Origin of the sequence: Streptomyces sp. R28 (assembly GCF_041052385.1) — a bacterium.
In the GTDB taxonomy this organism is placed as follows: Bacteria; Actinomycetota; Actinomycetes; order Streptomycetales; family Streptomycetaceae; genus Streptomyces.
Window position 1 is genome coordinate 2,918,605 of the sequence record NZ_CP163439.1, and the last position, 18,553, is coordinate 2,937,157.

The 18,553-nt window shown below is 71.3% G+C and carries 17 protein-coding genes; 5 read left to right on the top strand and 12 right to left on the bottom strand.

Annotation, left to right across the window (positions count from 1 at the left end):
• Nucleotides 1-25 precede the first annotated feature (25 nt).
• The gene (locus AB5J49_RS12840; RefSeq protein ID WP_369168738.1) at nucleotides 26-805 is read left to right on the top strand and encodes an alpha/beta hydrolase; all 780 of its coding nucleotides are present in this window, start codon (nucleotides 26-28) and stop codon (nucleotides 803-805) included.
• A complete protein-coding gene (locus AB5J49_RS12845; protein ID WP_369168740.1) occupies nucleotides 798-1,463 on the top strand; it encodes a hypothetical protein in 666 nt (221 codons plus the stop codon). Before AB5J49_RS12840 ends, AB5J49_RS12845 begins: the two co-directional genes overlap by 8 nt.
• On the opposite strand, the gene AB5J49_RS12850 is transcribed toward AB5J49_RS12845, so the two are convergent.
• The 6 genes from AB5J49_RS12850 to AB5J49_RS12875 form a co-directional block, all read right to left on the bottom strand.
• The gene (locus AB5J49_RS12850) at nucleotides 1,460-2,206 is read right to left on the bottom strand and encodes an endonuclease/exonuclease/phosphatase family protein (protein ID WP_369168742.1); all 747 of its coding nucleotides are present in this window, start codon (nucleotides 2,204-2,206) and stop codon (nucleotides 1,460-1,462) included. The genes AB5J49_RS12845 and AB5J49_RS12850 overlap by 4 nt on opposite strands.
• A gap of 149 nt (nucleotides 2,207-2,355) precedes the next feature.
• On the bottom strand, nucleotides 2,356-3,309 hold the full coding sequence (locus AB5J49_RS12855) for an ROK family glucokinase (RefSeq protein WP_369168743.1): 954 nt from the start codon (nucleotides 3,307-3,309) through the stop codon (nucleotides 2,356-2,358).
• Between the two features lie 112 nt (nucleotides 3,310-3,421).
• Nucleotides 3,422-3,907 (bottom strand): DUF5304 domain-containing protein, encoded by a 486-nt coding sequence (locus tag AB5J49_RS12860; protein WP_369168745.1) that lies wholly within the window; start codon nucleotides 3,905-3,907, stop codon nucleotides 3,422-3,424.
• Between the two features lie 57 nt (nucleotides 3,908-3,964).
• Entirely contained in the window at nucleotides 3,965-5,140 is a 1,176-nt protein-coding gene (locus AB5J49_RS12865) for an ArsA family ATPase (protein WP_369168746.1), read from the bottom strand.
• 133 nt (nucleotides 5,141-5,273) lie between these two features.
• Nucleotides 5,274-5,714 carry an SRPBCC family protein gene (locus AB5J49_RS12870; protein WP_369168747.1) on the bottom strand — a complete coding sequence of 147 codons (441 nt, stop codon included), beginning with the start codon at nucleotides 5,712-5,714 and terminating at the stop codon, nucleotides 5,274-5,276.
• Nucleotides 5,715-5,854: 140 nt separating this feature from the next.
• Nucleotides 5,855-6,652, bottom strand: coding sequence for a metallophosphoesterase (locus AB5J49_RS12875; RefSeq protein ID WP_369168748.1), 798 nt, complete (start codon nucleotides 6,650-6,652; stop codon nucleotides 5,855-5,857).
• Between the two features lie 296 nt (nucleotides 6,653-6,948).
• Here AB5J49_RS12875 and AB5J49_RS12880 point away from each other — a divergent pair, with 296 nt between their 5' ends.
• A complete protein-coding gene (locus AB5J49_RS12880; RefSeq protein WP_369168749.1) occupies nucleotides 6,949-8,745 on the top strand; it encodes a long-chain fatty acid--CoA ligase in 1,797 nt (598 codons plus the stop codon).
• A gap of 43 nt (nucleotides 8,746-8,788) precedes the next feature.
• Here AB5J49_RS12880 and AB5J49_RS12885 read toward each other — a convergent pair whose 3' ends face one another.
• On the bottom strand, nucleotides 8,789-10,375 hold the full coding sequence (locus AB5J49_RS12885) for a GMC oxidoreductase (protein WP_369175114.1): 1,587 nt from the start codon (nucleotides 10,373-10,375) through the stop codon (nucleotides 8,789-8,791).
• A 103-nt stretch (nucleotides 10,376-10,478) separates the two neighbouring features.
• Nucleotides 10,479-11,621 (bottom strand): glycosyltransferase family 4 protein, encoded by a 1,143-nt coding sequence (locus tag AB5J49_RS12890; protein ID WP_369168751.1) that lies wholly within the window; start codon nucleotides 11,619-11,621, stop codon nucleotides 10,479-10,481.
• Between the two features lie 119 nt (nucleotides 11,622-11,740).
• Between AB5J49_RS12890 and AB5J49_RS12895 the strand changes: the two genes are divergently transcribed.
• Nucleotides 11,741-12,976: a glycosyltransferase 87 family protein gene (locus AB5J49_RS12895; protein ID WP_369168752.1), complete on the top strand. Its 1,236-nt coding sequence runs from the start codon at nucleotides 11,741-11,743 to the stop codon at nucleotides 12,974-12,976.
• On the opposite strand, the gene AB5J49_RS12900 is transcribed toward AB5J49_RS12895, so the two are convergent.
• Nucleotides 12,937-14,253: an MATE family efflux transporter gene (locus AB5J49_RS12900; protein ID WP_369168753.1), complete on the bottom strand. Its 1,317-nt coding sequence runs from the start codon at nucleotides 14,251-14,253 to the stop codon at nucleotides 12,937-12,939. The two genes, AB5J49_RS12895 and AB5J49_RS12900, sit on opposite strands and share 40 nt — an antisense overlap.
• A gap of 85 nt (nucleotides 14,254-14,338) precedes the next feature.
• Between AB5J49_RS12900 and AB5J49_RS12905 the strand changes: the two genes are divergently transcribed.
• Nucleotides 14,339-14,869 (top strand): PadR family transcriptional regulator, encoded by a 531-nt coding sequence (locus AB5J49_RS12905; RefSeq protein WP_369168754.1) that lies wholly within the window; start codon nucleotides 14,339-14,341, stop codon nucleotides 14,867-14,869.
• 31 nt (nucleotides 14,870-14,900) lie between these two features.
• Here the strand turns inward: AB5J49_RS12905 and AB5J49_RS12910 are convergent, their stop codons facing one another.
• The 3 genes from AB5J49_RS12910 to AB5J49_RS12920 all read right to left on the bottom strand — a co-directional run bounded on the left by AB5J49_RS12910 (nucleotide 14,901) and on the right by AB5J49_RS12920 (nucleotide 18,435).
• Nucleotides 14,901-16,094, bottom strand: coding sequence for a hypothetical protein (locus AB5J49_RS12910; RefSeq protein ID WP_369168755.1), 1,194 nt, complete (start codon nucleotides 16,092-16,094; stop codon nucleotides 14,901-14,903).
• 54 nt (nucleotides 16,095-16,148) lie between these two features.
• Nucleotides 16,149-17,162, bottom strand: a complete 1,014-nt coding sequence (locus tag AB5J49_RS12915; protein WP_369168756.1) for an NlpC/P60 family protein — start codon at nucleotides 17,160-17,162, stop codon at nucleotides 16,149-16,151.
• Between the two features lie 241 nt (nucleotides 17,163-17,403).
• Nucleotides 17,404-18,435 (bottom strand): NlpC/P60 family protein, encoded by a 1,032-nt coding sequence (locus tag AB5J49_RS12920; RefSeq protein WP_369175116.1) that lies wholly within the window; start codon nucleotides 18,433-18,435, stop codon nucleotides 17,404-17,406.
• Between the last annotated feature and the right edge of the window lie 118 nt (nucleotides 18,436-18,553).

Here is an 18,553-nt window from a genome sequence, read left to right on the forward strand (position 1 = left end):
CTTCTCACGAACAGGAGACCGTAAGGTGCCGGTCCTTCCTGGAGCCGAGCCGTACCGCCACGAGGGCGGGGAGGTCGGGGTTCTGCTCTGTCACGGCTTCACCGGTTCCCCCCAGTCGCTGCGCCCCTGGGCGGAGTATCTCGCCGAGCGCGGGCTCACCGTCTCGCTGCCGCTGCTGCCGGGCCACGGCACCCGCTGGGAGGACATGCAGGTCACCGGCTGGCAGGACTGGTACGCCGAGGTGGACCGCGAGCTGCGCAACCTCCGCGACCGCTGCGAGCGGGTCTTCGTCGCCGGCCTGTCCATGGGCGGCGCCCTGGCACTGCGGCTCGCCGCGAAGCACGGGGAGGACGTCGCGGGCGTGCTGGTCGTCAACCCCGCGAACAAGGTGCACGGACTGGCCGCGTACACCCTGCCGGTGTCCCGCCACTTCGTCCGTACGACGCGGGGCATCACCAGTGACATCGCGAAGGAGGGCGGCGTCGAGCTCGGGTACGACCGGGTTCCGCTGCACGCGGCCCACTCCCTCAGGAACTTCTTCCGTCTCCTCGACGGCGAACTGCCGCAGGTCACCCAGCCCCTGCTGCTCCTGCGCAGTGCCCAGGACCACGTCGTGCCGTCGGCGGATTCGGCCCGGGTCCTGAGTCGGGTGTCGTCGACGGACGTAACGGAGATCGTGCTGGAACAGAGCTATCACGTGGCGACGTTGGACCATGAAGCGGACCGGATCTTCGAGGAGAGCCTCGGCTTCATCCACCGGCTCGCGACCGGCGTCGACAACGAAGGGACGACCGCACGTGGCTGAGCACGACTCCGAGAGGCGCGAGGACAGCGAGGATCGCGAGCCGGAAGAGCAGCACGTCCCGTTCGACGAGGACGCCGCGTGGGCCGCGATCGTCGCCGGGTACGGCGAGGAGCCGACGGACCCGCCGGGCTCGAAGCCGTTCAAGTCGATCGAGGACCTGGCGCTGCCGGAGTCCGACACGAACGACGGGGCGAGCGGCGGGACGGAGGGGGAGCCGAAACTCGACAAAGGCAGCAAGGGCGAGAAGGCCAAGCAGGCCGACGATCCCGAGGAGGACCGGGCGGGCCGGGAGGACCGGGCGGACAAGCCGGTCAAGCCCCTGGGCAGCTCCGTCTCCTTCGCCCCTGGTGTCGGCCCGCGCGACTACAGCTTGCCCGAGCCTTCCGAGGACGACTTCGACGCCGACGACGAGGGCCACTTCGTCCCGCCGGAGCCGCCGCCGCTGCCCGCCGCCGACCCGACCGCGAAGTTCGCCTGGCTCGCGGTGGTCGGCGGGCCGATCCTGCTGCTGCTCGGCGTGCTGCTCAGCTGGGACATGACGTGGTGGCTGGCGACGCTCGGTATCGGCGGGTTCCTGGGCGGGTTCGCCACGCTGGTGATGCGGATGAAGACGGATGACGAGGACGGCGACGATCCGGGGCGGGGAGCCGTCGTCTAGGACGCCGGGATCTTGAGGGCGGCCAGGACCGGAAGGTGGTCCGTGGCCGCCCTCAGGTCTGTCTCCGTCACGCCGGCATGGCCCCGCGGGACACCGCAGCCGAGCACGTCGATGTCCTGGGTGGCGAAGATCGCGTCGATGCGCTGATGGGGGTCGAGCGGGGTCGAGGTGTACTCGCTGCCCCAGGGGGCAGTGGCCCAGCAGTCCTGGAGGCCGTCGGCCAGGCGGCGGAAGGTGCGGCCGGCGGGGCGTTCGTTCAGGTCGCCGCCCGCGACGGCGTGCTCCACGCCCATTCCGGCGAGGCGGTCGAGCAGCATGCCGCCCTGCTCGCGGCGTTCGTCCTTCTGCAAGGAGAGGTGGCAGCTCAGGACGCCCAGGCGGGCGCCGCCGAACCGGACCACTGCCGTGGCGAAGCCCCGCCTGTGGAGCCCGGGGGTGAGCGGGAGGAGCACGTCCTCCGTGCGCTCCACGGTGGCCCTCAGGTTGCACAGGATCGCCGGGCCCGCGGCTGTGGCGCCGCCGGTGAGGACGACGAGGTTCGCCGCACGGGCCAGGCGGGAGAGTTTCTTGCGCCAGCGGAAGAAACGGGGGGCTTCCTGGATGAGGACCAGGTCGGGGTCGCAGGCGGTGATGACGCGGGCGAGGGCGACGGTGTCGTCGCGCATCGAGCGGATGTTGTAGCTGAGGACTCGGATGACTGCGGAACCGTCGGGCTCTGTATGGGAGTCGGGCAGCAGCGCCATGTGGATCAATGTACGCCCAATGGCCAGGGGCGCGAGGTCCGTTGGCGACGGCCGGTCGGGTGTGGCTGGTCGCGCCCGGGCGGCGGAGCCGCATGGTGATACGGCCCCGCGCCCCTGGGGAGTTGGCGCCCGTCCCTTTACATGACCGGTTACATGACCGGGTCGGGTTCCCTCGCCAGGTCCGCCGCGCCCACCAGGCCCGCCTTGTTGCCCAGCTGGGCGGCGATGACATCGGCCACCGGGCGCCAGTTGCCGCCCACCAGCCAGCGCTTGTAGGACTTGCGGATCGGGTCGAGGACCAGTTCGCCCTCGTCGGAGAGACCGCCGCCGACGATGAAGGCGGACGGGTCGAAGAGGGAGGCCAGGTCGGCGAGGCCGGCGCCGGCCCAGCGGGCGAGTTCGCGGTAGGAGTCGACGGCGACCGGGTCGCCCTGACGGGCGGCCATGGAGATGTGCTTGCCCTCGATGCCCTCGGGGGTGCCGTCGCCCATGCCGAGCAGGATCTCGGCGTTCTCGGGGGTGGCGTTGGCGCGCTGCTTGGCGTATCTGACGAGGGCGCGCCCGGAGGCGTACTGCTCCCAGCAGCCCTGCGAGCCGCAGCCGCACATCAGGCCGTCCGGCACCATCCGGATGTGGCCGAACTCGGCGGCCACGCCGTAGTGCCCGCGGCGCAGTTTGTTGCCGATGATGATGCCGCCACCGAGGCCGGTGCCGAGCGTGATGCAGATGACGTTGCGGTGGCCCTTGCCCGCGCCGAACTTGTACTCGCCCCACGCGGCCGCGTTGGCGTCGTTCTCGACGACGACCGGGAGGCCGACGCGGGCCTCGACCTTCGTCTTCAGCGGCTCGTTGCGCCAGTCGATGTTGGGAGCGAAGTAGACCTCGGAACGCTGACGGTTGACGTATCCGGCGGCACCGATGCCCACGCCGACGATCTCGTGCCCGACGCGCGCGCCCTCCACCGCGGAGGCGATGGCGTCCACGATGCCCTCGGGCGTGCCCGGGGTCGGCACCTTGTGGGTCGAGAGGATGTTGCCTTCCTCATCGACCACGCCGGCCGCGATCTTCGTGCCGCCGATGTCGACGCCGATGGTGAGTCCCATGAATCCCTCAGTTTCGGTCGAGCCCCGCTACGGCCAACCGTACCCGAGGCCCTGCCGTCAGGGCCCCGTCGTCCGACCGTTGGGCAGCCCGGCTGAGGGGCGGTCGCGGGCCTCAGTCGAGGTCGATGCGTTCGCCGGGGCCGGCGTCGTCACCACGGTCGCGGCCCTCGTCGAGATCCTGGTCCCCGGTCGTCCAGCGCCGTTCCTGAGCCTGGACCGCGGAGCGGTAGGCGGCGAGGAGTTCGGTGCCGGCCGCGGCCAGGTGGTCGAAGACGTCCGGGTTGCGCTCGATGACGGGTTCGACGGCGGCTTTGGCCTGCTCCACGACCTGCTTGACCACCTGCTGGGCGGCGGGTCCGGCGACCGCGCCGAGCAGCGGGGACTGGATGGTCGACAGCTTGTCCGCGACGGCGTCGACCAGCTTGCGCAGTTCCTCGGCGGCCGAGCCCGGCGGCGGGCCGTACTGCGCGCGGAGGCGGGCCTTCTCCGCCGCGAGGTCCTCGGCGCACGCCGTCGACCAGGCGTCGGCGTCGGTCGCCCGTACCTCGTCGATCGCCTCTTGCTCTCCGGCGTCGAACGGGGGGAGCTCTTCGCTCATGACGGACTCCTGACTACGGTTCGTCTCTACGACGTTACCCGAACGGGCGTACCTGCTTCACCGGGTCCGCGGCCAGAGATCCGGGTCCGGCGCGAACCGGATCCGCAGCTCGCCGTCGCGCAGCGCGGCCCCGTCCACACCGCACCGGCGCAGGGCGGACGGCAGGGGCACGATACGCCGGAACTGTCCGGCGGTGACGACGAGTTCGTCGCCGCGCCGGACGAGGTCGAGCTCGTCGCGTACGGCGCCGGGCAGCGGGAGGGCCCAGACGAGGACGCCGTCCTCGGCGAGCCGGTCGGTGACGGGCCACTCGACGGTGGACGACGAGTCGTTGACGGCGGGCACGGCGAGCGCGGCGAGATCGTCGGTGCCACGAGGGTCCCGCCCGAGGTGCCCGACGCGACGAACGTCGTGGTCCGCCCCCCACTCCTCCAGAACCTTGCGCTGCTGGGCGACGGGCCCGGCGAGCCAGCTGTCCGCCGGCGCCTGCGCCTCCGGCAGGACCCGGTTGGCGACCAGCAGGTCGGGGCGCAGGCCGCGCAGGGCGAGGGCGAGGGTGGCGGCGCGTACGGCGTCGGCTCCGCCCGGGCCCGGCTCGGCGACCAGCCGTACGACGGTGTCGCGGTCGGCGACGACGGCCTCGACTGCGGCGAGCTCGACGTCCCAGCGGGCCGCGGTCTCGTACAGCCACTCCGCGGGCATCGGAACACCGGCCAGCCGCCCCAGGACGGGCCGCAGCGCACGGGCCGCCTGCCGCTCGGACGGGAGCAGCCGGCGCAGGTAGCGGCGCAGCTCCTCGGGGAGCGCGAGCAGGGCGAGGGCCTGCGGGGTGGCGGGCAGGTCCACGACGAGAAGGTCGTGCGCCTCGGCGAGCGCGGCGTCCCGCAGCGCGCGGAGCAGCGCGAGCTCCTCGGCGCCGGGGAGGGGGGTGGCCTCTTCCGGGTCGAGCCGGGAGGCGCCGAGGAGGTCGAGGGCCGCGGTGGCACGCTCCTGGAAGGCGGCGAGGTCGTCGCGGAAGCTGGTGGCGGCGTCGGGGCGCCAGGCGGTGAGGTGGGGGGCGACCTCGGTCGGCGCCGGTCCGGTGGCCACGCCGAGTGCCGCGCCCAGGGTGTCGGTGCGGTCGGCGCTGAGGACCAGGGTTCTGGTGCCGTGGGTCGCCGCTGTCAGCGCGGTGGCGGCGGCGACGGTTGTACGGCCGCTGCCGCCCGGGCCTGTGATCAGGATGGTGCGCATGGGGGTGAACCGTAACGGACGTCGCGGTTCAGCCCAGTTGCCAGGTGCCCGGCGTGGGTGCTGACCACGCCTTCACGAGGGGACGGGCAGGGGCGGCGGGGGCGCGGTATCCACCAGCGACTCCGCCGCGGACCTACTTGCCCGCTTCGACCCGCTTCTTCAGGCCCGCCAGCGCCCGGTCGATGATGACCTTCTCGGCCTTGCGCTTGATCATCCCGAGCATCGGGATCTTGACGTCGACCGTCAGCCGGTACGTCACCTCGGTCGCCCCGGCGCCGGCCGACTTCAAGATGTACGAGCCGTCGAGCGACCGCAGCATCTGGGACTTCACCAGCGTCCAGGACACCTCGTGCTCGCCGCTCCAGGTGTACGCCAGCACCTGGTCGTCCTTGATCGCGCCGGCGTCCATGACCAGGCGGACCTGCTCGGCGCGGCCCTGGCCGTCGGTCTTGAGGACCTCCGCCTCCTTCACCTCGCCGGTCCAGTCCGGGTAGCGGGCGAAGTCGGCGATCACCCCCATGACGTCGGCCGGTGCCGCCTCGATCGTGATGCTCGAGCTGGTGTGTTCCGCCATCGCTGTGGCTCCTCCAGATGCGGGCCGGTATGAGTATGAAGTCGTGTCGCGCACGCGTGTGCAGCGTGAAGGCTACCGCGCCCCCGACCAGCCGACTTCACCCCCACCTGCGCCCCTCACCCACCGCTCACCGACAACGCTCACCATTCCAGCGCCCATGGCTTCCCCGACCCGGCGAAGTGCCCCACGTTCACGCACTCCGTAGCCCCGATCCGCATCCGCCGGGCCAGCGGCTGGTGGACATGGCCGAACAGTGAGTAACGGGGGCGCGTGCGGCGAATCGCCTCCAGGAGCGCTCTGCTGCCCCGCTCGAAGCGCCGCGCCACCGTGTCGTACACCAGCTCCGGGACCTCCGGCGGAATGTGCGTGCACAGCACGTCCACCTCCCCCACGGCCTCGATCTTCGCCGCGTACTCCTCGTCGCTGATCTCGTACGGGGTGCGCATCGGCGTCCGCAGGCCCCCGCCCACGAAGCCGAAGACCCAGCCCCCGATCTCCACCCGCTCCCCGTCCAGCACCGTCGTGCCCGGCCCGGCGTACTCCGGCCACAGGGGCGGCATGTCGACATTGCCGTACGTCGCGTACGTCGGCGTCGGGAAGGCCGCGAACATCTCGGCGTACTGCTTGCGCACCGCCTTCTCGATCACCGCACCCCGGTCCGAGCCGATCCCGGCCCACAGCCGCGTCCCGAACTCCCGCGCCTCCTCGAAGCGCCGGGCGGTGCGCAGTTCCACGATGCGGTCGGCGGCCGCCACACCGAACAGGTCGGGGAAGATGCCGCGCGAGTGGTCGGCGTAGTCCAGGAACAGCACCAGGTCGCCGAGGCAGATCAGGGCGTCGGCACCCTCGCCGGCCATGGCCAGGTCACGGGCGTTGCCGTGCACGTCGCTGACCACATGTACGCGTGTCCTGCGGTTTCCGGTCGGTGTGGGTGCCATGACGATCAAGGGTAAGCCTGTGCCGCATACGTGAACAGTGGCGGCCGGACCCGCGGTTACTGGCCAGTCGTCAGATCGCTCGACTACTGTGCGCGCAGAAACACCAATCCGTGTGACGCAGCGAACATCTCGCCGGGACCCCCTGTCGAAGAAGCCATACCGGCGGGTAACGTCCGGTCGGTCCAGTCGTGCTCTGGATTTCAACATGTGAATTCCCGAGCACTTGCCCGAGCCTTGGACCGCACCGTCGCATCACACAACGTCGTGGCGCCGGCGCCCTATGAGGAGCAGCAGTCTTGCGCGAGTTCAGCCTTCCGGCTTTGTACGAGGTCCCTGCGGACGGCAATCTGACCGACATCGTCCGCAGAAACGCCGCGCAGCACCCGGACGTCGCCGTCATCGCCCGCAAGGTGGGGGGTGTCTGGCAGGACGTGACGGCCACCGCCTTCCTCGCCGAGGTGCGCGCGGCCGCGAAGGGGCTCATCGCCGCCGGGGTCCAGCCGGGCGACCGGGTCGGCCTGATGTCCCGCACCCGCTACGAGTGGACCCTGCTCGACTTCGCGATCTGGTCGGCGGGCGCGGTCACGGTGCCGGTGTACGAGACCAGCTCGCCGGAGCAGATCCAGTGGATCCTCTCCGACTCGGGCGCCACCGCCTGCGTCGTCGAGCTGGACAGCCACACGGCCGCCGTCGAGTCGGTGCGCGACCGGCTGCCCGCCCTCAAGCACGTCTGGCAGATCGAGGCCGGCGGGGTCGAGGAGCTGGGCCGGCTCGGGCAGGACATCAGCGACGCGACGGTCGAGGAGCGCAGCTCGCTGGCGAAGGCCGACGACCCGGCGACCATCGTGTACACGTCCGGGACGACCGGCCGGCCCAAGGGCTGTGTCCTCACCCACCGCAGCTTCTTCGCCGAGTGCGGGAACATCGTGGAGCGGCTGCGGCCGCTGTTCCGCACCGGTGAGTGCTCCGTGCTGCTCTTCCTGCCGCTGGCGCACGTCTTCGGGCGGCTCGTGCAGGTCGCGCCCATGATGGCGCCGATCAAGCTGGGCAACGTCCCGGACATCAAGAACCTCACGGACGAGCTGGCCTCGTTCCGTCCGACGCTGATCCTGGGCGTCCCGCGCGTCTTCGAGAAGGTCTACAACTCGGCGCGCGCCAAGGCGCAGGCCGACGGCAAGGGCAAGATCTTCGACAAGGCGGCGGACACGGCCATCGCCTACAGCAAGGCGCTGGACACCCCGTCCGGCCCGCCCGTCGGCCTGAAGATCAAGCACAAGGTCTTCGACAAGCTGGTCTACAGCAAGCTGCGCGCGGTCCTCGGCGGTCGTGGCGAGTACGCGATCTCCGGCGGCGCCCCGCTGGGCGAGCGGCTCGGGCACTTCTTCCGCGGCATCGGCTTCACGGTCCTGGAGGGCTACGGCCTGACCGAGTCCTGCGCCGCCACCGCCTTCAACCCCTGGGACCGGCAGAAGATCGGCACGGTCGGCCAGCCGCTGCCGGGTTCCGTGGTGCGGATCGCGGACGACGGGGAGGTGCTGCTGCATGGCGAGCACCTGTTCAAGGAGTACTGGAACAATCCGGGCGCGACCGAGGAGGCGCTGGCCGACGGCTGGTTCCACACCGGTGACATCGGCACCCTCGACGAGGACGGCTACCTCAGGATCACCGGCCGCAAGAAGGAGATCATCGTCACCGCGGGCGGCAAGAACGTCGCGCCGGCCGTGATCGAGGACCGTATCCGGGCGCACGCGCTGGTCGCGGAGTGCATGGTGGTGGGCGACGGGCGGCCGTTCGTGGGCGCGCTGGTCACCGTCGACGAGGAGTTCCTGGGCCGCTGGGCCACCGAGCACGGCAAACCGGCGGGCTCCACCGCGGCGTCGCTGCACGAGGACACGGACCTGCTGGCCGCGATCCAGTCGGCGGTCGACGACGGCAACGCCGCGGTGTCGAAGGCGGAATCGGTGCGGAAGTTCCGCATTCTCCCCTCCCAGTTCACGGAGGACTCGGGCCATCTGACGCCGTCGCTGAAGCTCAAGCGCAACGTCGTGGCGAAGGACTTCGCGGACGAGATCGAGGCGATCTACCAGAAGTAGTACGCCCTTTCCTAGTACGCCCTTTCTCAGGCGGTACGACGGCTCATGGCGCGGTGTCCTCCACGAGGACCCGCGCCATCGTGCGTTCGGCGAGCGCGGTGATCGTCACGAATGGGTTCACCCCGATCGACCCGGGCACGAGCGCGCCGTCGGTGACGTACAACCGCGAATACCCCTTCACCCGGCCGTAGTTGTCGGTCGCCTTCCCCAGCACACAGCCGCCCAGCGGGTGGTAGGTGAAGTCGTCGGCGAAGACCTTGCTGGACGAGCCGAACAGGTCGTACCGGTAGATCGTGGCGTTCGCCGAGTTGATCCGGTCGAACAGCTTCTTGGCCATGCCCACCGACACCGCGCTCTGGGCGGCACTCCAGCCGAGTCTCACGGCTCCCGTACCGCTGTCGTACGAGAACGACGCCCGCGACGGATTCTTGGTGATCGCCAGATACAGGCTGACCCAGTGCTCCAGTCCCGTGGGTAAAGGAGCGATCTCGGCGAAGACGGGGTTGGCGGCGTTGGACCAGTCGTCGATGCCCATGACCGGCATGGTCGACTGGTTCTCCCCCACCGTGTCCCACAGGTGGTTGGCCCGCCCGAGCATCACGTTGCCGTTGGTTCCCCACCCGGTGCCGACGCTCGCGTCCAGGGCGGGCAGCGTGCCCGACTCCCTTGCGCGGACGAGGAGCTCGGTGGTCCCGACGCTGCCACCGCCGAGGAAGAGGTAGGTACAGCCGTACTCCTTGGTCTCCACGACCGTGCCGGCGCTGTCGATCCGGTCGACGCTCAGGAGGTACGTCCCGTCGGCGGCCCTGCTGATCGACCTCACCCTCTCCAGGGTGTGGAGGGTGACGTTCCCGGTGCCGAGCGCTGAGGCCAGGTACGTCTTGTCGAGGGTGCGCTTGCCGTGGTTGTTGCCGTAGATGACCTCGCCCGCCAGCGCCGACTTGGTCGCCGTGCCCGCCGCCTCGCGCTGCATGTAGCCGAAGTCGTAGACGCTCGGTACGAAGGTGGTCTTCAGGCCGGCGTTGGCCGCGTGTTTGCGGGAGATCCGGGTGAAGCGGTACCACTCGGTCGACTCGAACCACGCGGGGTCGACGGTGTTGACGCCGAGCATGGAGCGGGCGCGCGGGAAGTAGGTGCGGTACATCTCCGCGGTGTCCACGGTCGGGAACTGCTCGGCGAAGTAGGACTGGAGCGGGGTGACCGCCATGCCGCCGTTGACGAGGGAACCGCCGCCGACGCCTCGGCCGACGTACACGGACATGTGGTCGTAGTGCACGCGGTCCAGGGCTCCCGGGTAGGGGCTGATGTCCTTGTTGACCACGTCCAGCCACAGGAAGGTGGCGAGCGGGGCCTCGGTGCGGGTGCGGAACCACATGGAGCGCTGGTCGGGGGCGCCGGCGGAGCAGAAGACCTTGCCGTCGGGGCCGGGGGTGTTCCAGAGGCGGCCCATCTCGATCACGAGGGTGCGGATGCCGGCTTCGCCCAGCCGAAGGGCGGCGACCGCACCGCCGTAGCCGGAGCCGATGACGATGGCGGGGACGGATTCGACCGCGTCGGGCTCGGCGGCCTGGGCCGATGCAAGGGAGACGCGGGTGAGGCCGAGGGCGGCCGCGGTCTGCAGGGCGGCCATGCCGAGGATTTGACGTCTTGTCAGCTGACGCTGCATCAGTTTTGCTGTCATGCGCGCAGCATGTGCGGATTTTTACGTTCCGCCTAGGGTCCGGGAACCCCGCTCAGAGCAAAGCTTTGAGCTTCTCCGCCAGCAGGTCCCAGCGCCACTTCTCCTCGACCCACTCCCGGCCCCGCTGCCCCATGCGGACGCGCAGTTCGGCGTCGCCGAGGAGCGTGATGATGCGCTCGGCCGCCTCCGCCGGGGAGCCGCCCCGCACCACCCAGCCGGTCTCCCCGTCGAGCACCGCGTCCGGTGCGCCGCCCGAGTCTCCGGCGACCACCGGCAGGCCCGTCGCCGAAGCCTCCAGGTAGACGATGCCGAGCCCCTCGACGTCCAGCCCGCCCCGCCGAGTCCGGCACGGCATCGCGAAGACGTCGCCGGCGCCGTAGTGCGCGGGCAGCTCGGACCAGGGCACGGGTCCGGTGAACCTGACGGAGTCGGCGACCCCCCTCTCGCGCGCCATCCGCCGCAGGTCCGCCTCGTACGGGCCGCCCCCGACGATCAGCAGCACCGCGTCCGGCTCGGCGGCCAGGATCCGCGGCATGGCCTGGATCAGGGTGTCCTGCCCCTTGCGCCGGACCAGACGGGAGACGCAGACGACCACCGGCCGGTCCGTCAGGCCCAGTCGTGCCCGGATCTCGTCACCGCCCGACCCGGGGTGGAAGGTCTTCTCGTCGACCCCCGGCGGCAGCTGCACCATCCGCGAGGCCGCATCCGGCGTCAGGGCAGTGGCGATCCTCGATCGCGTGTACTCGCCGAGGTAGGTGATCGCGTCCGTCGACTCCCCGATCCGCCCCAGCAGCTGCCGGGCCGCGGGCAGTTGGGCCCACCCCGCCTCGTGGCCGTGCGTCGTGGCCACCAGCCGTTCGGCGCCCGCCTTGCGCAGGGCCGGCGCCATCAGGCCGAGCGGTGCCGCCGCCCCGAACCACACCGACGTGCACCCGTGCTCGCGCAGCAGTCCGACCGCTCGCCGGGTCGCCGCCGGCGTCGGCAGCAGCATCGTCGTGCGGTCCCGTACGACCGTGAAGGGCTGCTCGGCGTCGAAGGCGGCGGTGGCCTCGGCGCCCTCACGGCCGCGCTTCCAGGTGGAGGCGTAGACAACCAGCCGCTCCGGGTCGAGGCGCAGCGCCATGTTGTGCAGGAAGGCCTGGATGCCGCCGGGGCGGGGCGGGAAGTCGTTGGTCACGATGAGCGTCTTGTGCATCGCCGCAGACCTTACCGAAGCCGCTGTTCACAGCCGGACCACGGCCACGTGTGTGGCCCGCACACAGCTGGAGGGGACATCATGTTCCCGCACGGCGGGAGCGAACGGCAGGGGATCCGGTGGAGACGACAGGCACACGGCGGTCCCTGGCGTGGTTTCTGGGGATCTGGGGCCTGACCAGGCTGCTCCTGCAGCTCTTCGTGTTCAAGGTGTACGTCTTTCCCGGTCCGGACGTCACCAGTGACGTGTCGGTGATCTACCAGAGCTGGTACGAGGTGCTGCGCACCGGGACGTTCCCGCTCGACGACGTCACCTGGCAGTACCCGCCCGCCGCCGCGCTCGCGATCCTCTCCCCCGCTCTGGTCTTCTGGCTGGACTACCCGTCCGCGTTCTTCGTCCTCGCCTTCGCCGCCGACCTGGCCGTGATGCTGCTCCTGCTGTACGCGGGCCTGCGCCCGGGCCGGACGCTGCGCGGGGCCTGGGTGTGGGTGGTGGGCCTACCGCTGCTCGGACCGACCGTGTACGCGCGCTACGACGTGATGGTCCCCGCCGTCGCCGTGGCCGCGCTGCTCGCGGGCGCCCGGCATCCCCGGGTGATGGGCGCGCTGACGGCCTTCGGGGCGATGCTGAAGGTGTGGCCGGTGCTGCTGCTGGTCGCGGCCCGCAGACGCGCCGCCTGGGGCTGGGCCGCGCTGACCGCCGGCGCCCTGTCCGCGCTGTTCGCCCTCGCCATGCCCGGCGCCTTCGCCTTCCTGACCTTCCAGCGGGACCGCGGCACCGAGGTGGAGTCGCTGGGCGCGCTGGTCTTCCATGTGGCCCGGCACTTCGGCTGGGACGGCCAGGTGCTGCTCAACTACGGCTCGGTGGAGTTCCTCGGCCCGTACGTCGACGTCGTCAGCAGGGCCGCCCTCGGCCTGAGCGGGCTCGCCTTCGGCTGGCTGCTGCTGTGGCGGCTGAGGGCGAAGCGGTTCCTGTCGCACACGCTCGCGGACGCGGCCTTCGTGGCGGTGCTGATGTTCACGACGACCAGCCGGGTGATCAGCCCGCAGTACCTGGTGTGGCTGGTCGGCCTCGCGGCCGTGTGCCTGTGCTTCCGCGGCAGCCGTATGGCGCTCCCCGTCGGCCTGGTCCTCGCGGCGTCCTTCGTGACGGTCCTGGAATTCCCGGTCTGGTTCTCGCACGTCGTCGCCAGCGACGGCCTCGGCGTCACGCTCCTGTTCCTCCGCAACGGCCTGCTGGTCCTCGCCACGCTCCTCGCGGCCCGCGAGCTCTGGCGCTCGACGGTGACCCGCCCCGCCCGGCTCCCCGTACCGGCTCAGGCGACCCGCACCACGGAAACGTCACTGCCCTCCTGACGCCGGGCCCTGCGGAACACCACCAGCACCACCGCGCACTGCACCCCCATGGCGACCGCCAGGGCCAGGCACACCCCCGGCAGCCCGAGGCCGGACAGCCCGTACGCGAGCGGCAGCTGGACGGCCGTACCGAGCACGGTCACCCGCAGCAGCACCGGCGCTCCCCCGCTCCCCTCGAAGACCCCGCCGAGCGCGATGAAGCAGGCCATCAGGAGCAGGTAGGGCCCGATGCAGCGCAGGAAGAGCACGCCGGCGTGGGCGACGTCGGGACCGGCGCCGAAGGCGGCCATGATCCCGGGCGCGGTCACACCCAGCAGGACGGCCGCCGCGACCGCGAAGGCCCCCGCGACCAGCACCGCCTGCCGCCCGATCGCGCGCCGCGCGTCCTGCCCGGCGCCGAGCAGGTGCGCGGTGTGGAGGGAGGCGGCCTGGCGCACCGCGTAGAAGCCCATGGTGGCGACGTACATGACCTTGTACGCGATGGAGTACGCCGCCACCGCCGTCACCCCGAGCCGCGCCACGATCGCCACCAGCACCAGTGCGCCCCCCTGCCGCACGGTGAAGTCGGCCGACATGGGCAGCCCGGTCCGCAGCGTCCGCCGCGCCGCACCGGCGAGGGACCGCGCGGACGGCGCCTCGCCGGCCGCCCGAAGCAGCCGATTCCGGCGCAGGGCGACCAGCCCCACCACGAGGGCGACGCTCCTGCACAGCACGGTCGAGGCGGCGGCTCCCTGGACGCCGTGGACCCGGATGAGGAACGGGTCGCAGACGAGGATCAGGCCGCCCGCAAGCAGCGCGAGCCGCATCGGAGTCCTGGTGTCACCCGCGCCTTTGAAGATGCCGTCGACCAGCTGCTGCGCGAAGAACACCGCCATACCCGGCAGCGAGATCGCGAAGTAGCCCACCGCGAGCGACTGGGCGGGACCCCCGTCGAGCACCAGCCGCGCCAACGGTTCCCGCAGCACGAACCCGCCCACGACGACCACCGGCGTGAGCAGCGCCCACGCCGCCCATCCCCCGCGGACGGCGGCCCGCACGGCCCCCGCGTCCCCCGCGCCCCTGGCATGCGCGACCAGCACGGTCGTACCGGAGCCGAAGACGAGCGCCACGCCGAGCAGGACGTTCTCGGTGTTGGTCGCGACCGCCACGGCGGCCACGGCCGGACCGCCGAACCGGGACACCCAGACGGTGTTGATGATCCCGGCGGCCACGGAGGCGAGGAGCGAGAAGTAGACGGGGTGGGCGAGCGAGATGACCTGCGTGCGGTGCGCGTTCACGATCCGGCCCCCCGTCGACTGTTACCTCGATTCGAGATAGCTCGATAAGAGGTACCATGGCCTCAACACGTCCGCAAGGAGGGCCATGCTGGAGCTGTCGATCCTCGGGTTCCTGGCCGAAGAGCCCCTGCACGGCTACGAGTTGAAGGCGCGCATCAAAGCACTGAGCGGCCATGTCCGCCCCGTCAGCGACGGCGCGCTCTATCCGGCGATCACACGCCTGATCAAGGCGGGCAAGCTCGACGAGCACGCCGAACCGGGCGCGAGCGCCGCCCCGCGCCGGATCCTCTCCCTCACCGGCAAGGGCCGCGAGGACCTGCTGGAACGCCTGCGCCACCCCAAACCGGTCGAGATCACGGACCAGGTGCGCTTCAACACGGTCCTGTCCTTCCTGCGACACCTGCCGGACCGCCGGGAACAGGCCGAAGTGCTGCGCCCCCGCCTGGAGTTCCTCACCACGCCCACGAGCTTCTTCTACGAGGACGGCAGGCCGGTGCGGGCGGAGGAGGCGGGCGATCTGTTCCGGCAGGGCATGCTGCGGGTGGCCCGGGCCACGGGCGAGGCGGAACGCGCGTGGCTGACGGAGGCCATCGCCACCCTGGACCGGCCGAGCTGAACCCGCACCTCGGCCCACCCCGTCCCGCGCCTCAGCCGAGCTGAGCCCGCAGATACTCCCGCCACTGCGCGGTGAAGTCCGCCGACGACGTCCCCAGCACGTCCTTCAACGCGCCCTCGACCGCCCCCTCCCGCCGCTCGTGCGCGCCCACGGCCCGGTAGAACTCGCCGAGCCTGACCTCGCCCCAGCGGTCCGCGATCATCCGGCAGGCCATCCACCCGCCCTCATAGGCCCGCGCCAGCTTGTTCGCGTCGCCGGTGAAGCCGAAGTCCGCGTCGGCCGGGAGCTCCCGCGGCCCCGACCCCTCGGACACGGCACGCCACAGCTCGGGCGCGGCCTGGGACGGAGAGCGGCCGCTGCCGAGGTAGCCGACCCAGTCGGCGTACCCCTCGGAGAGCCACAGCGGGGTGGCAGCGGTGGTGTCGGCGCGGGTGGCGACATGCGTGGTCTCGTGGGTGAGGACGACCTGCTTGCCCACCTTCCCCAGGACGCCGTACGCGTCGGGGTTGACGATGATCCGGTCGGCGGGCGCCTTCGCCGGAGCGCCGGTCTCGCCGGTGGTGACGGCGGCGATCCCGCGATAGGAGGACGCGGGCGAGCCGAGCAGCCCGGCCATGTCGTCCAGGGACTTCGGTACGAGGATCACGACGTGCCGGGCCCAGTCCGTGCCCCACGCCTGCGACACGGCCGGCACCGCGTCGTCCGCCAGCTCCGCGTACGACCGCAGCGCCGCCTCGGACTGCCCGACGCCGAGGACGAGGCTGTCGTCGCCCCGGACGACGCTCACCTCGCCCTGGTCCCACAGCTGCTCTGCGGATTTCCCGGCGGGCCGCTCGGCTTCGACGTACCACTCGCCCTGTGCGTCCAGGCTGAGGCTCAGCGTGCGGCCGGCGCTGACCGGCGCCCGGTCGTAGCCCTGGACGCGATAGTGGAGCTCGGCCTCGGCGGTGGCGGTGTCGCCGGTGCGGTGCAGGCCGGTCAGCCGGTAGGACCACCCGGCGAGGGGCACCGCGCGCAGGTGGTCGAACCCGTCCTGCGCGCCCGTCCCGCGGTACGCCGCCTCGTCGTGGTCGAGCATCGCGGCGGCCCGCCGGTCGAGGACGCGCTGCACCTCGGCCTTGGCGCTGTCGGTGCCGGTCCGTCCGCCGCAGCCCACCAGACAGACGAGCAGCAGACAGAGCGCGAGGACCACCCGCGCTCCCGAAGCCCGCCTTCGACCAGCCATTTCCCGATCGTACGGCGACCAGGGCGCGGCGGTCAGACCCGTGTCACACCCAGGTCAGACCCGGGTGACCGTCGCCCCCGGCATCATGCCCACCGGGTCGTAGCGCACGGGTGCGCCGGGGTAGGGCGCGTGGATCACCTGGCCGTTGCCGGCGTACATCCCGACATGGCTGGCGTCGGAGCGGTAGGTGACGACGTCGCCGGGCTGGGCCTCGGAGAGCGGGACCTGCCGGCCGGCGTACCGCTGCCCCTGCGAGGTGCGCGGCAGGGAGACCCCGGCCTGGGCGTACGACCACTGGATCAGGCCCGAACAGTCGAAGCCGGAGGGGCCGTTGGCGCCCCAGATGTACGGCTTGCCCAGCGCGGAGTGGGCGGCGGCGACGGCGGCTGCCGCGCGGCCCGACGGTGCGACGAGGCTTGCGAAGTCGGGCATGACGTCGCGGCCGGAGCGGGAGGCGCGGTCGTAGGCGGCGCGGTCGGCCTGGGTGAGGGAGTTCAGGAGCATGCGCGCCTGGACGAGTTTGCGCTCGACGGTCCGCTTGTGGGCGGCGACGACCTTGCGGCTCTTCTCCAGCTGGACGAGCTTCCCGGCCGCCTCGGCCCGCTCCTGGGCGAGGACCCGCATCGCGTCCTGGAGGTCCTCCAGCTCGCCGGCCTGGTGGGCGCTGATCCGGGCGATCCGGGCGGCCCTGTCGAGGTAGTCGGCCGGGTCGTCGGAGAGCAGTAGGGCGAGGGAGGGATCGAGGCCGCCGGACCGGTACTGGGCGCCGGCCAGCGAACCGAGGGCGTCCCGCATGGAGTTGATGCTCTCCTGCTGGCGGGCGATCCGGTCCTGGGCGTCGGTCACCTGCTTGCGGAGCTTGTCGGCGCGCTCGTCGGCCTTGTTGTAGGCCTCGGTGGCCTTCTCGGCCTCTTCGTAGAGGCGGTCCACCTTGGCCCGGGTGTCGTCGTGCGGCGTGGCCGTGGCCGGTACGACCCCGAGGGCCGTGGCGGCGGCTGACATGACGCAGAGCGCTGCACCGGCGCCCCGGTCGAACCCGGACGGTGCAAGGCGGCGATGGGACCCCACGGGAAGCCGCTCTCCTTCCGCTGGCGGACAAGGACCTTCCCCCGACTGCGAGGGAAACGCGGCAGACAGTAGCTCCGTGCGGGGGCGACGACCAACGACCGCCGTGGGCACACAAAGTGACGCCCCGCCTCTGACGCAGGTCATGGGCGGGGCGTGGGGTCAGTCGGCGGTGCCGCAATTCGCTCGTTCGGGCGGCACGCGGTGTTGATCTTGCAGGCGCGCGGCCGGGATCAGGCCGGGATCAGATCCGGACGCCGAACTGGAACGGCATGTTGTTGATCGACTCGTAGCGGACGACCGTGCCGGTGCGCGGGGCGTGGATCACCTGGCCGTTGCCCGCGTAGAGGCCGACGTGGTGCCAGTCGCCGTAGAAGATGACCAGGTCGCCGACCTTGAGCTCGCTCATCGACAGGTGGGCACCGTAGTTGGCCTGGGCCTGCGAGGTGCGCGGGATGGAGACGCCGGCCTGGGCGTAGGCCCAGGAGGTCAGGCCCGAGCAGTCGTAGGAGGCGGTGCCGGTGGCGCCGTAGACGTACGGCTTGCCGAGCTGGCTCTGGGCGGCCTGGAAGGCGGCCATGGCCCGGCCGGAGGCGGAGCCGACGTTGCCGAGGTCCACGCGGTCGGCGGCGGAGCGGCTGGCGCGGGCGTCCGCGGCGGCGAGGGCGGCCTTCTCCGCGGCGGTCAGGGTGTTGAGCAGCTTCTGGGCCTCGGCGAGCTTCGCCTGGACCTGCTTCTTCTTCTTGCCCAGTTCGGTGCGGGTGGAGGCGAGGTCCTTGAGCTTCTCGGCGGCCTCGGCGCGCTCCTGGGCGAGTTCGCGCTGCTTCTCCTGGATCTTCTTCAGCGATTCGACCTGCTGGGCGCTGAGCTGGTCGGCGGTGGACGCCTTGTCCAGGTAGTCGTCCGGGTTCGACGACAGGAACAGCTGAAGGGAGGAGTCGATGCTGCCGGTGCGGTACTGGGCGGCGGCCGCGAGGCCCATCGAGTCACGCAGCTCGTTCAGGTCTTCCTGACCGCGCGCCACGTTGTCCTGGATGGTGGAGATCTCCTTCTGGAGCTTCTCCTGCTTCTCCTTGGCGCCGTTGTACTTCTCGGTGGCCTGCTCGGCCTCCTCGTAGAGCTTGTCGACCTTGGCCTTGACCTCGTCCTTGCTCGGCTTCTCGCTGGGTGCCGCGTTGGCGGCCTGCGAACTGATGGCCACGGCGGCAGCTGCCGCGGTGGTCAGCACGGTCACACGTGCTCGGCTCGGCTGCTTGGGTCGACGGTGGGACGCCACTGAGGTGAAACCCTTCTTGTGAGTGATCACCCGCTCGGAGGTTCGACGCCAGACCCTAGTGACCCAGTTGTGATCAGATCAAATCCTCACACAAAAATTCTCGTCACACCTGTCATTC